Annotated in this window: 14 protein-coding genes, 1 other RNA gene and 1 riboswitch; of the genes, 7 read left to right on the top strand and 8 right to left on the bottom strand. The window is 58.5% G+C overall.

Features of this window, described 5'->3' with window-relative positions; translation table 11 throughout:
* Positions 1–21 precede the first annotated feature (21 nt).
* Entirely contained in the window at positions 22–879 is an 858-nt protein-coding gene (locus C7I36_RS03985; protein WP_106452438.1) for a Crp/Fnr family transcriptional regulator, read from the bottom strand.
* A 314-nt stretch (positions 880–1,193) separates the two neighbouring features.
* On the opposite strand from C7I36_RS03985, the gene C7I36_RS03990 reads away from it, so the two are divergent.
* A complete protein-coding gene (locus C7I36_RS03990) occupies positions 1,194–2,813 on the top strand; it encodes a methyl-accepting chemotaxis protein (protein WP_281258121.1) in 1,620 nt (539 codons plus the stop codon).
* 117 nt (positions 2,814–2,930) lie between these two features.
* Here C7I36_RS03990 and C7I36_RS17220 read toward each other — a convergent pair whose 3' ends face one another.
* A complete protein-coding gene (locus tag C7I36_RS17220) occupies positions 2,931–3,692 on the bottom strand; it encodes a hypothetical protein (protein WP_146137303.1) in 762 nt (253 codons plus the stop codon).
* 196 nt (positions 3,693–3,888) lie between these two features.
* Positions 3,889–3,974: riboswitch (cyclic di-GMP riboswitch) on the bottom strand.
* Positions 3,975–4,377: 403 nt separating this feature from the next.
* On the opposite strand from C7I36_RS17220, the gene C7I36_RS04000 reads away from it, so the two are divergent.
* Positions 4,378–5,718 carry a Na+/H+ antiporter family protein gene (locus C7I36_RS04000; RefSeq protein WP_106452441.1) on the top strand — a complete coding sequence of 447 codons (1,341 nt, stop codon included), beginning with the start codon at positions 4,378–4,380 and terminating at the stop codon, positions 5,716–5,718.
* A gap of 119 nt (positions 5,719–5,837) precedes the next feature.
* Here C7I36_RS04000 and C7I36_RS04005 read toward each other — a convergent pair whose 3' ends face one another.
* Positions 5,838–6,749: a LysR substrate-binding domain-containing protein gene (locus C7I36_RS04005; RefSeq protein ID WP_106452442.1), complete on the bottom strand. Its 912-nt coding sequence runs from the start codon at positions 6,747–6,749 to the stop codon at positions 5,838–5,840.
* A gap of 92 nt (positions 6,750–6,841) precedes the next feature.
* Between C7I36_RS04005 and C7I36_RS04010 the strand changes: the two genes are divergently transcribed.
* Positions 6,842–7,654, top strand: coding sequence for a phytanoyl-CoA dioxygenase family protein (locus C7I36_RS04010; protein ID WP_106452443.1), 813 nt, complete (start codon positions 6,842–6,844; stop codon positions 7,652–7,654).
* Between the two features lie 242 nt (positions 7,655–7,896).
* On the opposite strand, the gene ssrA is transcribed toward C7I36_RS04010, so the two are convergent.
* Positions 7,897–8,257: a transfer-messenger RNA gene (ssrA, locus tag C7I36_RS04015) on the bottom strand.
* Between the two features lie 45 nt (positions 8,258–8,302).
* Positions 8,303–8,788: an SsrA-binding protein SmpB gene (smpB, locus tag C7I36_RS04020; protein WP_106452444.1), complete on the bottom strand. Its 486-nt coding sequence runs from the start codon at positions 8,786–8,788 to the stop codon at positions 8,303–8,305.
* Positions 8,789–8,926: 138 nt separating this feature from the next.
* Between smpB and C7I36_RS04025 the strand changes: the two genes are divergently transcribed.
* Together C7I36_RS04025 and C7I36_RS04030 are read left to right on the top strand one after the other, a co-directional pair.
* Positions 8,927–9,376, top strand: coding sequence for an SRPBCC family protein (locus C7I36_RS04025; protein WP_106452445.1), 450 nt, complete (start codon positions 8,927–8,929; stop codon positions 9,374–9,376).
* Positions 9,321–9,698: an RnfH family protein gene (locus C7I36_RS04030; RefSeq protein ID WP_181256293.1), complete on the top strand. Its 378-nt coding sequence runs from the start codon at positions 9,321–9,323 to the stop codon at positions 9,696–9,698. Before C7I36_RS04025 ends, C7I36_RS04030 begins: the two co-directional genes overlap by 56 nt.
* A gap of 57 nt (positions 9,699–9,755) precedes the next feature.
* Here the strand turns inward: C7I36_RS04030 and C7I36_RS04035 are convergent, their stop codons facing one another.
* The gene (locus C7I36_RS04035) at positions 9,756–10,094 is read right to left on the bottom strand and encodes an outer membrane protein assembly factor BamE (protein WP_106452447.1); all 339 of its coding nucleotides are present in this window, start codon (positions 10,092–10,094) and stop codon (positions 9,756–9,758) included.
* Between the two features lie 168 nt (positions 10,095–10,262).
* Between C7I36_RS04035 and udp the strand changes: the two genes are divergently transcribed.
* Complete coding sequence (udp, locus tag C7I36_RS04040) at positions 10,263–11,021, top strand: uridine phosphorylase (protein ID WP_106452448.1); 759 nt, start codon at positions 10,263–10,265, stop codon at positions 11,019–11,021.
* A 39-nt stretch (positions 11,022–11,060) separates the two neighbouring features.
* Here udp and recN read toward each other — a convergent pair whose 3' ends face one another.
* Positions 11,061–12,725 (bottom strand): DNA repair protein RecN, encoded by a 1,665-nt coding sequence (gene recN / locus C7I36_RS04045; protein WP_106452449.1) that lies wholly within the window; start codon positions 12,723–12,725, stop codon positions 11,061–11,063.
* 103 nt (positions 12,726–12,828) lie between these two features.
* Entirely contained in the window at positions 12,829–13,713 is an 885-nt protein-coding gene (nadK, locus tag C7I36_RS04050; RefSeq protein ID WP_106452450.1) for an NAD(+) kinase, read from the bottom strand.
* 183 nt (positions 13,714–13,896) lie between these two features.
* Here nadK and grpE point away from each other — a divergent pair, with 183 nt between their 5' ends.
* On the top strand, positions 13,897–14,511 hold the full coding sequence (gene grpE / locus C7I36_RS04055; RefSeq protein WP_106452451.1) for a nucleotide exchange factor GrpE: 615 nt from the start codon (positions 13,897–13,899) through the stop codon (positions 14,509–14,511).
* Positions 14,512–14,615: the final 104 nt, after the last annotated feature.

Here is a 14,615-nt window from a genome sequence, read left to right on the forward strand (position 1 = left end):
TTGACGATACGCCGCGTTGGTTCAGGTCAGATGGCCAATCAGGCCCGGAGGAAGCAGGCTGTAAAGGTATTCCGGTTGTTTGATGACCAGGGTGCGACCTTGGTTGGCGATAACATCTATGGCTTCCAGTTGCCTGATCATTCTCGCTGTGGTTTCCGGTGAAATGCCAATAAAGGAAGCGATATCCTTTTTCATCATTGGCAGGATAAAAATGTGGTGCGGCAAGTTATTTTTCTTCAGGCGCTCGGACATCCACAGTAAAAAATATGCCAGCTTGGTTTCGGCATTTTCTTTCATAAAAATGACATGCATGATGTCGGCGCGGTGTATCTTTCGGCTCAATAACCTCATGGCGAAGGCCCGAATGCTGGGATATTGATCGATTTTTTCATTGAGGGATTTTTTAGAAATACGGCACACCACCAGTCGGGAAAGAGCCGTCATGATATTGGGTGGTGGCTGAGATTGTTCACGAAGGGTTAGATCACCTAAAAAACAACCTGGTCCATAAAAATCGATAACATGGTGATTCGGGTCGGTTATTTTAACATAGCCTGATTTAATAACCAGGATATGCTCTTCGAGACAGCATGCATCATTTAGGTTGGTTCTGTTTTTCAGACTCAAGGGGGCGGGCAGTAATGCCTGAAAATCGAGCAACTCTTGACCATTCAGCCCTTGGGGAAAACAACGTGATTTTAAAAAACAGTCGGAACAGGTGGTGTTGTATTGGAGCATACCGTGCACTCTTTTTCTTTGTTGTTTGATAAAAATGACGGGGAGGTTGTTAAATGGGTGTTGTGTCAGGCTATCGTAAACAGTCTCCATGTCAAGGCGAAGGGGCGCCTGTACTGCCAAGAGTTTTTGTATTGCCGGCATGATGCCCTACGACGTGACATTTGTTTGAATATCGAACAGATGTTGTAGCCGATACGCGACCGTTGAGAGGAGTGCCCAGTGATACCTTCATCCAGAGAAGACCATTCAGGCATCGATAACACAGAGAATAAAGCATTATTAGCTACTGCTAATTGATGGAAATCAAATATTTTTGAAGGCTGATCAACTAGATTGGTTATGCACGAAAGTGTTGTGATGAAAGCCATGTAAATCGGTATCAACGGAATGATCTTTATTGTTATTTATTGGCTGGCATTTTGTTGATATTGGATTTTTTGGGGGGGGGATGTATGATGAGAAGGTTGAAAATCGCTCAGCGTTCAATGCTGGCATTTGGTTTGATTGGGCTGATCACCCTGGTATTGGGGATGACCGGTATTGTTCAGTTTGAGCGTATCGGCCTGGTCGTTGAAACCCTGTCCAGGGTCCGCATGCCGGCAGCCATTACCGTTGGCGAGCTGCGTCGGGATTTTCTGCTGACCCGGCTCTATACCATGAATGCCTTGTATGCCGACAGCAGCCAGGCCCGGGAAGCGGCGATGGCACGCCTGGCGGAGCTGGAACAAAATTTTCAGGCCGATCTACAGGAAATGAAGGACTTTGTTGAATCGGAAGACGGCATACGGTTATTGCAGGCTATTGTCGATCAAAAAGCCGCCTATGACGTACAGCAAAGGCAACTGCAGGCCTACATGAATCAGGGCCAGATGGACATGGCGCGCCAGTTTCGCCATCAGGGTGTCAATGAGCTGGGGCTGGAAGTCACCGAAAGCCTCAATCAGCTTGGCCGTTACCAGCAGGGGCGTGCCGATATTGCCGCCGAACAGGCCGACCGAATCCTGTCCTCTTCCACTATGCTGATGATGGTTGCCATTGCCGTGGCTGCTATTGCCGTTGTGTTGTTTGCCCTGTTGTTCAGTCGCAGCTTGTTGGTACCTATCCGGCAGGCGCTGGAGGCCACCCGTATAATTGCCGACGGCAACCTGACCACCGAATTCGGCGACCGGGCCCGGGACGAAATGGGCGAGATGATCCGCGCCCTGGCCCAGATGCAAAGTCAGCTGAAAAAGACCATTTTCGACATCAACGACTCTTCCAGCCAGCTGGCGTCCACCGCCGAGGAGCTGAGCGTGGTCACCGACCAGTCCACCCGCACCCTGCAACAGCAAAGCGACGAGCTGGAGCAGGCCGCCACCGCCGTCAACGAGCTGACCGCGGCGGTGGAAGAGGTGGCCCGCAACGCCGCCGCCACCGCACAAAACTCCGACCTGGCCGACGACAAGGCCCAGGTGGGCCGCGGCAAGGTCAACCATACCATCGACACCGTGGCCGAGCTGGAGCGGGAGATCACCCAGACCATGCACGGCGTGGAAAGCCTGGCGGCGCGGGTCAAGGACATTGGCGGCGTGCTGGACGTGATCCGCGCCATCGCCGAGCAGACCAACCTGCTGGCGCTGAACGCGGCGATAGAAGCGGCCCGGGCCGGGGACTCGGGGCGCGGTTTCGCGGTGGTGGCCGATGAGGTGCGGGCCCTGGCGCACCGGACCCAGGAGTCGACCAAGGAAATCGAGGCGATGATGCACGCCATCCAGAGCGACACCAGCACCACGGTGGGCGCCATCAAGAGCAGCACGGAGCGCACCGTGCTGACCCGCCAGATAGCCCAGGAAGCGGGCGAGGCGCTGGAGCAGATAGCGGCGGCCATCGTGCAGATCAGCGAGCAGAACCAGACCATCGCCAGCGCCGCCGAAGAGCAGGCGACGGTGGCGCGGGAAGTGGACAAGAACCTGGTGAACATCCGCGATCTGTCGGTGCAGACCTCGGCCGGGGCCAACCAGACCAGCGCGTCCAGCACCGAGCTGGCACGGCTGGCGGAGCAGCTCAACCAGCTGGTGAACGAGTTTCGGGTTTAACCTGGCCGGGATGCTTGCTGAGTTTGCTCGCTCGAGTTCAGTACCTTCTCCTGTTAACTCGCCCTGATAGGTTGCAAGCCGGCGAGTCCAGCCACATCCGGCCGGCGCGGAATGTGCTCAAAGTTTATGATAGGGCGCATGCTCGGGCGGTGCGTGGTGCCCGTAGCCGGTGGCGTAGTGATGGTAGTGGAGCCCGTGCATGGGATGATATTCCCGTTCGTCCCTGTGATGATGGCGTACAGGATGAGGATGCGCATTTTGCTGCTGGCGATGGTGGCGCATTATCCTGTCGGCTATCAGGGAAGCAAAGAGGACCAGCAGGGGAATGGCGGTGACTATCCCGAACTCCAGCATCTTTTCCCGTGGTAGCTGGCGCAGTGGTTGCGGTTCCCTGCCCAGTTTCCTGCTCCGCTCCAGTAAGGACTGGCCGGTGCGGATTTTTTCCGCCAGCGGACGAGGGCGGGCAGCGGCTTCTGAGCGGGCAAGCGGTGCGGTAATGCCTTGGTGTACCGAGGTGGGGCGGTATTCGGCCACACTTCTGGGGTAGGCCATCGGGGCGGCGCTTTGGCCGAGGATATGGGGGGCGGCCGAGGGCCCCTCCGATAGCGGTGCAGGGGCCTGTTTGAAGATGTTGGTGGCGCTATCGGCCGGGGAAGAAGAGGGCGGGCCGGAGGCCGGCAGATTGGCCAGGGACAAAGAAGGTAGGCCGGCCGGTTGATGGTGCAGGGAGGCGGGCGGAGCAGTCGGGGCCTGCCCCACCCAATGTTCAAGGCGCTCCCCGAGAGAGGCCCGGTTTAAATAGGCGGCAAGAAAAATGCTCATCATCAGGACGATAAAGGCACTGAAGGCCAGTTTGCTACGGGACTGGATGATTGACATGGGCTACCCCCTTGCGCCGGTTTCCCGTTATTCCGGGATGGGCGCCGAGTATGACACTCGCCATTTCGTCGCTTGGTAAAGCGGCGTCCCGCTGAGGTATGGTCTCGTTCACGGCAGTGCTGACGAAACGGACCCATCAGCCAGTGAACAGGGAGAAATCGTACCGGAAGAGACTCGGAGACGCAGAGAGGTGCCTGTGTGCGGTCCCGCTGCCTTGGGACCAGGTCCTGTAGGCCGGTGACTTTGCGTCTCCACCTTTCGATGGATTTGCCCTTTTCACTAGCTTAAGACTAGCTCTGCCATAAGTAATAGCAATAACAATGTTGCCGGATTGTGACCGGTCTTTTCGCTTGGCTGTGGGCGCAGGCGTGACGGTCATTGATCCAGACGGCGCCAGCCGAAGCGGCGAAAGACCCGGGGACGCGGACCAGTATGGGCGAGGACACTGCGGTTGACGTGGCTGGCGGCGGGCTCCATTACCTCAACATGTAGCCGAAGTGGGAGATAGGTTATTTGTTCAGGCGATACATCATCTTTGTACTGCATAGCTGAAAAGCTATGAGCTTTATATACAAACTGTATTCATTTTAAATGTTTCAACAGTGTTAATTTTTCCCTGTGGGTAACGGGTTCAGATCCGGTGCGCCGCATTAAAAGGACGTAACAACACAGGGGAGAGGAACCTATGAATGCCATTGTTTTGGCTATTTTGGTGATGGTAGGGCTGTGTCTGGCCCGGGTATCGGTGGTGTTTTCACTGGTGGTTGCCGCCCTGGCGGGCGGGCTTTGGGCGGGGATGTCGGTGGAGCAGGTGATCGGCGCCTTCAACGAGGGACTGGGCGGAGGCGCCACCGTGGCGCTGGCCTACGCCACCCTCGGCGCCTTTGCGGTGGCGCTGTCGCGTACCGGCATTACCGGCCTGGTGGCCGACAAAACGCTGGCCTGGGTCGGGGCCCGCCGTGAGCCGGGCCAACTGGGGGGCATCAAGTGGTTGCTGTTCGGCGCCCTGGTTATCGTGGGTGCCGCTTCCGGCACCGTGGTGCCGGTGCATATCGCCTTTATTCCCATACTGGTGCCGCCGCTGCTGGGGTTGATGAGCATGCTGCAACTGGACCGGCGCGCCGTGGCCTGTGTGATCACCTTCAGCATCACCATCATGTACATGACCACTCCTGTCGGGTTTGGAACGATTTTTCTCAACGACATTCTCACCGGCAGCGTCAACCAGGCCGGCGGTGAACTGGGTTTGCAGGTGACTCCTGAGATGGCGCCCAGGGCCATGCTGATCCCGGCACTGGGCATGGTGTTGGGGCTGCTGGTGGCGGTGCTGTTCAGCTACCGCCGGCCGCGGGCCTATCGGCATCAGCCGGTGGCGGCCGCAGCCCGGGAAAAGACCGAGCTCCGGCTCTCCAAACGACAGTTGGCGATGATACTGGTGGCGGTGGTGGGGGCCCTGGCGGTGCAGCTTGCTACCGGCTCCATGGTGCTGGGCGGCCTGCTGGGCTTTGCCCTGTTGTCGATGAACGGCCTGTTCAAATGGAAGGAGCAGGACGACGTCTTCACCCAGGGCATGCGGTTGATGGCGCTGATCGGTTTTATCATGATTGCCGCCTCCGGTTTTGCCGGGGTGATGAAGGCCTCGGGCGCCATTCCCGAACTGGTGGCGGGATCGGGGGCATTGATCGGCAACAGCCCGGCGCTGGCGGCACTGGTGATGCTGCTGGTGGGGTTGTTCATCACCATGGGCATCGGCTCGTCGTTTTCCACCGTTCCCATTATCGCCGCCATCTATGTGCCGCTGGCGCTGAGCTTCGGCTTCTCGCCCCTGGCCACCCTGGCGCTGGTGGGTACGGCGGGCGCCCTCGGCGATGCCGGCTCGCCGGCCTCCGACTCCACCCTGGGGCCCACCGCCGGGCTGAACGCCGACGGCCAGCACGATCATATCCGCGACTCGGTGATCCCCACCTTTATCCACTACAACATTCCGCTGGTGATCTTCGGCTGGGTGGCGTCCCAGGTGCTGTAGCGAAGGGTTTCCGGCATCGGCCGGAGAGCGCACACAGACCCGCCGCAAGTACGTGCAGGCTCGGACATGCCGTCCATGGCATGTCACGGCCTGCTTAGCGCTATCCGACCGCTGCCGGGTTATACCGAGGCTGTACCTGACTGCCCGGCGACCAGGCCGAGGAACAGCCGGGCCGGCACCGACAGCGGAAAGCGGCGGGAGTGGGCCAGCACCACCCGCTGGGGCTGGACCGCGTCGGCGAGCGGCACGCAGGCGAGGGCAGTGCCATCGTAGCTGCGGTCTCCCGCCGGCCGGGTACAGGACAGCGCCACCCCGTGACCGTGGGCCACCAGGCCCCGTTGCAGTTCGAAGGACGCCGTGGTGTGGACGATGTCGGGCTTGAGCCCCCGGTGCCAGAACAGGGAGAGGAAATACTCCCGGGTGAGCGGCAGATCCTGCAGTATCAGCCGCTCTGCCGCCAGCTCTGTGAGGCTGAGGGAAGGGCTGCCCGCCCTGGGATGGCTGGTGGGCAGCAGGGCATGGGGGAGCAGTTCATCCAGCACCTCGGCGTCTATCTCCTGCGGCAGGCCCAGATCGTAACTCAGGGCCAGCTCGGCCCGGCCCTGCTCCAGCGCCCGGCTCACGCCGACCAGATCCTCCTCCTGCATCAATACCCGGATCCCGGGGTAGCGGCGCTCGAAGCGGCTCACCAATCGTGGCAGGTAGTAGGGCGCGATATCCCTGAAACAGCTCAGCACCAACTGGCCCTCCACCTCGCTGTCGTCCTGCCGCTGGCGGGCCAGCAGGTTGTGGGACAGGGTGAGGATATGGCGCGCCTCCTTCAACAGCGCTTCGCCGCCGGGCGTAAGGCTGACCCCCTGGCCCCGGTGGCGCTGGAACAGGGGCTGCTCCAGCAACCCCTCGAGCTGGGTGATGGCGATGGACACCGAAGGCTGGGACACATGCAGCACCTCGGCTGCCTTGCTGACGCTGCCCTGCTGGGCCACCGCGACAAAGTAGCTCAGTTGCCGGAAGGTAAAAGGTATAGCCATTGTTCTATGTACCTCATATGTAAACTGTATTTATAAGCTATGTGATGCCGGTGCTAAAGTCGAGTCGTCGCTAACCACAGGGAGGAATCATCATGGGTCACACAACCACCACGACCTGGCTGACACAGGATCAACGGGACGCCTATGCGCGAGACGGCGCCATCGTCGTCAAGGGTGTGTTCAAGGACTGGATAGAGCCATTACGGACAGGTTTTGAACGGGTGCTGCGCGAGCCTGGCGAGCATGGCCGGGAGAACGTGATCGGCAACGATGGCGGACGTTTTTTCGAGGATTACTGCAACTGGCAGCGGATACCTGAATTCCGGCATTGGATAGAAGCATCCCCCGGAGCGGCGATTGCCGGGGAGGCTACCGGTTCACGGCAAATTCAGGTATTCCATGAGCATATTCTGGTGAAGGAGCCGGGCACCGCCAAGCCCACGCCCTGGCATCAGGATTTACCCTACTACTGCGTGGACGGTGACCAGACGGCCAGTTACTGGATACCGCTGGATCCCATTACCCAGGAAAATGCCCTGCAGGTGGTGCTGGGCTCCCACCGCTGGCCCAAGTTGGTGCGACCGAGCAAGTGGTCCACCAATGCGTCCTGGTACCAGGATGACAGCCCTTTTATGGATATGCCGGATATCGACGGCGGGGACTTCGAGATCCTCATTCCCGAGCTGGAGCCGGGCGATGCGCTGTTGTTCAACTTCAAGACGGTGCATGGTGCCCCGGGCAACCAGACATCCAACCGGCGCCGGGCCTTTTCTACCCGCTTTATCGGCGACGACGTGCGCTATGTCGACCGGGGCGGGCCCACCTCGCCGCCGTTTGACGGCATCAACCTGCAAACGGGTGAGCGGATGCGGGAGGACTGGTTCCCGGTGGTGTGGCGGCGTTAGTGACACCCGATGTTATGGCTAGCAAGGGCGGCTCCTGAAGCCGCCCCTTCTTATTTTTTAGTCACCTGAAGGCATCTCGGATACCGACTTAATGTGCTGGCGGATGGTGTTTTCGGAGACCACGGCGAAGTGTGCTGCATGGCAGAGCGGATTTTTTGGGTAGTTTTTCAGGGACGTTAAATAACTGACAAGTGATTGCTTATAAAAACAAAAAAGCCCCTTGCGGGGCCTTTCCAATCGATTGGTGGAGCTGGCGGGAGTTGAACCCGCGTCCGAAAAACCTACGTCGTCGGTACTACATGCTTAGTCAGTCATTGATTTCGCCAGCTGCTGCGGACTGACACGCCACAGACAGACTATCCTGAATTGGTTTTAACGCTTCAACCGTCAGGCACGGCATCCACGCGATCCTGTGAAGGATGACCTTCCGATTCCCTAAGTCACAGGCAAGCTAGGGTAGAAGGGCTCAGCGCAGGTTATTAAGCTGCGAGTGCGTAGTTTTCGTCGTTTGCGACTATTTTTTTGCGATTTTTTAACGAGGCCTATCGCACCTCGGCATGCACCTTGGAGTTCGAGAATCTCGTCGAATCCTGAATCAGCCCCAAGTTGTGCAACCATGATATTTCAATGATTGCTGAATAACAAGCCCTAGCGAGCTTTGTGTTTCATCATTCTGTCTTTTTCCCGCTGCCAGTCGCGCTCTTTCACATCCTGGCGCTTGTCATGGGCCTTTTTGCCTTTGACCAAGCCAATCTCTGCCTTGACCCAGGACTTGGACCAGTACAGGGACAGCGGCACCAGGGTGTAGCCTTCCCGTTCAATAAGACCGGTGAGGCGGTCCAGCTGGCGCTTGTGCAGCAGCAGCTTGCGGGTACGCAGGGGATCGCAGACCACATGGGTGGAGGCCACGTTGAGCGGGGTAATGGTGGCGGCAAACAGAAAGGCCTCGCCGTTTCGCATGAACACGTAGGCCTCGCCGATGTTGACCTTGCCGGCCCGCAGCGCTTTGACTTCCCATCCCAGTAGTTCGATACCGGCTTCGAATTTTTCCTCGATGGAGTATTCGTGCCGTGCCTTGCGGTTAACGGCGATGGTGCTGGAACCGGGTTTCTTCTTGGCTTTGTTTTTTGTCATAGTGGCGGCATTATACGGCGGCCGGTGGCGCTTTGGAATTGGTCGCCCTGCGACTGGTGGCTTTTTGTACTGTTTGGCGGTGGTGAGCCTATGCCGGATAAGTGATAAAATCGGCTCGTTTAGTTGCCAGGAGAGGTTATGCCGAGTATTACCCGAAGTGCACTGGTGATGTTCAGTGCGCAACAGATGTATGAGCTGGTCAATAATGTGGATGCATACCCTCAATTTCTTCCGGGTTGTGTTGCCAGTCGCGTGCTCACCAGGACCGATGACAGTATCACTGCGGCGCTGGACGTGGCCAAGGCGGGGATCCGTAAAACCTTTACTACCCGTAATCGTCTGGAGCAGAATCAAAAGATTCACATGGAGTTGGTTGACGGCCCGTTCAAATCGCTGACCGGGGGATGGACCTTCACCGCGCTGGACGACGATGCCTGTAAGGTCGAGCTGAAGCTGCATTTTGAGTTCAAGTCACGGCTGGTGGAACTGGCATTTGGCGGTATTTTCAAGGAGCTGACCAATGCCATGGTGCATGCGTTCAGCGAACGGGCAAGAGAGGTTTACGGCAGTGAATCTTATTCAGGTTGAAGTGGTGTATGCCCTGCCCGAACGGCAGACGGTACTGTCGTTGCGGGTGACGCCCGAACAGAATGTGCGCCAGATCATCGAGCAGTCGGGCATACTGCAGCAGTTTCCACAGATAGATCTGGAGCAGAACATGGTGGGGGTGTTCGGGCGCCAGGTCAAGCTGGAGCAGGGAGTGCACGATGGCGATCGTATCGAAATCTATCGCCCGTTGCTGGCGGACCCCAAGGATATCCGCCGCCGTCGTGCCGAACAGGCTAAAGAGGAAGGACGAGCCGACAAGGTGACCGGTGGCCGGCCTGATCCTCAGCGCAGCAGAAAATGATGCGGCGGAGCCACTGGCTCCGCCGCTGTTGATGTCCGGCCAGCGGGTAGTCGAAGTCTAGATGCCTTGAGTGAAGGCGTCCGGCATCGGGAAGTCCCCGGTCATGGATACCAAGGCATCGTTGCTGAAATCCAGCGTCAATTGTTTTTGCTCCAGCTCTCCCCGCCCTGGTTTGAAGTAGTAGATGTACACCCATTTGTCATGATTGAAACCGTCCAGGCTCATGGGATTGCCCAGCAAGAACCTGACCTGTTCCTTGGTCATACCCTGGCGCAGTTTGGCCACCTGTTTTTCTTCGATGTAATTGCCCTGGGGAATATCGACTTTGTAGACCAGGCCGCAGCCGGCCAGGGGAAGGGCGAGAAAGAAAGGTAAAATCAAGGTTTTGAGTTGCATATCGGCATTATATCCTGTGTGACCTGCTGGCATCATAGCTGCAGGCTATTCGCTTGTAAAAGCTAGACCGGCAAACGGGGGATTGGTTCCTTGAGCCCGATCTTGGTTATTTGCGACTGGCTGGCTTACTATCTTCAAATCTAATTATTCAGCGCGGGAGCACTTCACATGACCAAGCACGTTTTTCACCTGGGCATTACCGATGAGGATCTGCAGGGCGCCAGGCTGGCTATCATCCCCGGAGATCCTGAGCGGGTCAAACGCATCGCCGGTCAGTTGGCGAATGCGCGTCCTCTGGCCAGTAAACGCGAGTTCACTTCCTGGCTGGGGGAGCTGGATGGCAAGCCGGTTGTAGTCTGTTCTACCGGTATCGGTGGCCCTTCCACCTCCATTGCGGTGGAAGAGCTGGCCCAACTGGGGGTGCGAACCTTCCTGCGGATTGGAACCACAGGGGCGATTCAGCCGCATATCCAGGTGGGCGACATGATCGTTACCCAGGGCTCGGTGCGCCTGGACGGTGCCAGCAGCCACTTCGCCCCCATGGAATTTCCGGCGGTAGCCGACTTTGACTGCACCTGTGCCCTGGTCGATGCGGCGCGGGATCTCGGGCTTAGTCCTTATGTGGGCGTTACAGCGTCTTCCGATACGTTTTACCCCGGGCAGGAACGCTACGATACGTGCTCGGCCCGGGTTCTGCGCCGGTTTCAGGGCAGCATGAAGGAATGGCAGTCCATGGGGGTGCTCAACTACGAAATGGAGTCGGCTACCCTCTTTACCATGTGTGCCAGTCAAGGGTTGAAAGCCGGATGTGTGGCCGGGGTTATTGTCAACCGTACCCAGCAGGAAATCCCTGACGAAACGACCATGCAACGGGCCGAACAGCAGGCTATCGATATAGTTATCGGGGCCGCGCGCCGATTGGTCTGAGCTTCACCCCGGCCGGCGCTCGCCGGCCGGGACGACGGGTTATTCCACCAGCAAGTCCCGGGCATTGGCCAGGGTATTGGCGGTAATCCTGTTACCGCCCAGCAGACGGGCCAACTCCTGTAGCCGGCTCGGTTGATCCAGTTCCTGCATCCGGGTCTGGGTGTCGTTGCCCTCGGTGTTTTTACTGACAAAGAAATGCTGGTGGCCATTGCCCGCCACCTGGGGCAGGTGGGTGATCACCACGACCTGGGTCGAGTCGCCCAACTGGCGCAGTAACTTGCCGACCACGGCGGCGGTGGGGCCGCTGACCCCTACGTCCACCTCGTCAAAGATCAGGGTTGGCGTTTCTACTTTACGGGCGGTAATCACCTGGATGGCCAGGCTGATACGGGACAGTTCACCTCCGGAAGCCACCCGTGCCAGCGGGCTCATGGGCTGACCCGGATTCGTGCTGACCAAAAACTCCACCCTGTCTATGCCGAGGGGGGAAAAGCCTGCATCGGCGTCGGCCCCGACCCGAATTTCAAAACGGCCATGTTCCATACTGAGCTGGCGCAGGCTCTGGGTGATTTTTTTATTAAGGGAAATGGCATAGCGCTGCCGGCTCTGGCTGAGTCGCTCGGCCGCCAGCAGAAAAGTTTCCCTGGCTTGTGCCACTTCCTCTTCCAGCCCGCGCAGGCGTTCGTCGCTATGGGCCATGCCGGCCAGTTGTCCGGCCAGTTCGCGATGAAAACCGGCCAGTTCGGCGGGAGGGACATGGTGTTTGCGGGCCAGCTCCATAATCTTGCCCATTCGGGCTTCGACTTCATGCAGGCGGGCCGGGTCCAGCTCAAGTCGGTCCAGGTAGCGGCTCAGCTCGCTGTGGCCTTCTTCCAGCTGGATCAGGCTGCCGTCGAGCATTTCCACCACCGGAGCCAACTGGTTATCCATTCTAGCCAGCTCGGTCAGGGTCTTTAGGCCCTGGCGAAGCAATTGCAGGGCATTGGTTTCGTCATTATCGGCCAGTACATCGAGGGCGAACTGGCAATCCTTGAGCAGTTCGGCACCATTGGCCAGGCGCTTGTGTTCGGCTTCCAGCCCGGGATATTCATCTTCGCCCAGGGCCAGTTCATCCAGCTCGGCCACCTGGTATTCGAGTAATTGGCGCTGGGCCTGCCAGTGGGACTGCTCCGCCTGTAACTGGCGGCGCTCGTTACTGAGCTGACGCCAGTGCTGATAGCCCTGGCTTGCCTGCTGCAGCAGCTGATGGTGGCCGGCGTAGGCGTCGAGCAGAGCACGCTGGTGTTCGGGCCGCTGTAACTCCTGGTGGGCGTGCTGGCCGTGAATGTTGACCAGCAGGGCGCCAAGGGCCTTGAGTTGTGACAGGGGCACGGGAGTGCCGTTGATATAGCCGCGGGAGCGGCCTTCTCGGCTAAGGGTACGGCGCAGTATGCACTCATCCTGCTCGTCCAGCTCCTGTTCGCTAAGCCAGGCTTTGACCCTGGGCAGTTTGTCGATGCGAAAGCGGGCGCTGATATCGGCCTTGTCGGCGCCCGGACGCACGGTATCGGGGTCGGCCCGTTCACCCAGGGCCAGGGCCAGGGCGTCGATGGCGATGGACTTGCCGGCGCCGGTCTCGCCGGTGATGCTGGTCATGCCCGGACGCAGATCCAGCTCGAGAAAGGAAACGATGGCGAAATTGCTGATGGTGAGCTGAAGCAACATGATGAACCCCTGCACAAAACAATGCTGTATAGGAATACAGTATACTGTTGTTTTATACAGTTCAAGTGGTCATCCCTGGCCTGGGCCAGGGGGAAGCCGGATGTCAGAACAACTTGCTGCCCCAGCCGAGCTTGCTGCGCAGGACTTCAAAATAATTGTGTCCGCGCGGATGCAGCAGTTTGAGCTTGTAGGGGCTCTTATTGATGTGGATTTCGTCGCCCGGCTGTACCGCCAGCGAGACATGGCCATCGCAGCTCACCAGCATCTGTTCGGTCTTGTTGGTGGGCGCCACCACCAGCTTGATCTGGGCATCGGCATCGATCACGATGGGCCGGCAGCTCAGGGTGTGGGGGAACATGGGCACCAGGGTAATGGCGTTGAGGTTGGGCGTCAGGATGGGACCGCCGGCCGAGAGCGAGTAGGCGGTGGAGCCGGTGGGCGTGGCCACTATCATGCCGTCGGCTCGCTGGCTGTACATGAAATGACCGTTGATATAAACCTCGAACTCAATCATGTGGGCGATTTTGCCCGGGTGCAGCACGGCTTCGTTCATGGCGGTATTGCTGGCTTTCAACTGGCCATGGCGATGCACCTGGGCTTCGAGCAGGAAGCGATGTTCGGTCTGATAATCACCCGCCAACAGCCTCTCCAGGGGTTGCTCAAAGCTGTCGGGTGAGAGATCGGTCAGAAAGCCGAGATTACCCCGGTTCACCCCCACCACCGCCACATCGAAGCGGGACAACACCCTGGCCGAGCCCAGCATGTTGCCGTCGCCACCGACTACTATGGCCAAATCGGCCCGCTCACCCAGCTCCACCATTTCCAAAAGTTCGGCCCGTTCCAGGCCAAGTTGCTCACCCACCCGGCGTTCTATCACCACATTAAGCCCGAGTCCGGCCAGGTAGTGATACAGGGCGATCAGCGTCTGGTTGGCGCCTTTATGATCGGGCTTGCCGATAAGGGCGATGGTATTGAAATCGGTTTCCATGGATAACGGCCTGGCTGGTAAGCAATGCGGCGGCGCATTCCCTAGCGTGCATGAATACCGCCATTCTAATGAACCCTTTTCCTGGGCGCCACCGGCGCGAGTACGGTTGGGGTGGCAGGACTTGAAAAGCGTTTTGCCGACCCCATATAGGCACAAAGTTGATTGACACTCACGGGAGACGACATGAGCAGCAAGCAGAATCAGGTTGAAACGGAACAGTCCGCCGAGCACGAACAGGAGCAATTGGCCCAGGCAGAGGCGTTGCAGACCGATAGCGCGGAGCCGATCCCCCAGCCCGATGCGGCTTATGTGGCCGAACTGGAACAGAAGCTGGCCGATGCCGAGAGCAATGCCAAGAGCGAAAGGGAAAATGCCCTGCGGGCCCTGGCCGAGATGGAGAATATTCGTCGCCGTGCCGCCCTGGACGTTGAGAAAGCACAGAAATTTGCGCTGGAAAAATTCGTCGGCGAACTGTTGCCGGTGATCGACAGCCTGGAACGTGCCCTGGAACATACCGACAAGGAAAACGATGCGTTCCGGGCCGTGTGCGAAGGGGTCGAACTGACCCTGAAATCGTTGCTGAGCGCGGTGGAAAAGTTTGGGGTGACGCAAATAGACCCTCAGGGTGAGCCCTTTGATCCCAACAAGCATCAGGCCATGAGCATGGTGGAAAGCAACGAGGTGGCGCCCAATGCGGTGCTGGCGGTGATGATGAAAGGCTATGAACTCAACGGCCGGGTGCTGCGCCCTGCCATGGTGATGGTTGCCAAGGGCCCGGCCATCGACACCCAGGCCTGAATCGGGGCGGCCATCAAAAAAATGTGATGGCCGTCTTGAAAGCCGCCCTGGCCAGCCACATATATACGTTAACGCGAAAGACCAACGCTAGTTACCGAATTTGC

The organism is Zobellella taiwanensis (assembly GCF_003012795.1).
GTDB classification, from domain to species: domain Bacteria; phylum Pseudomonadota; class Gammaproteobacteria; order Enterobacterales; family Aeromonadaceae; genus Oceanimonas; species Oceanimonas taiwanensis.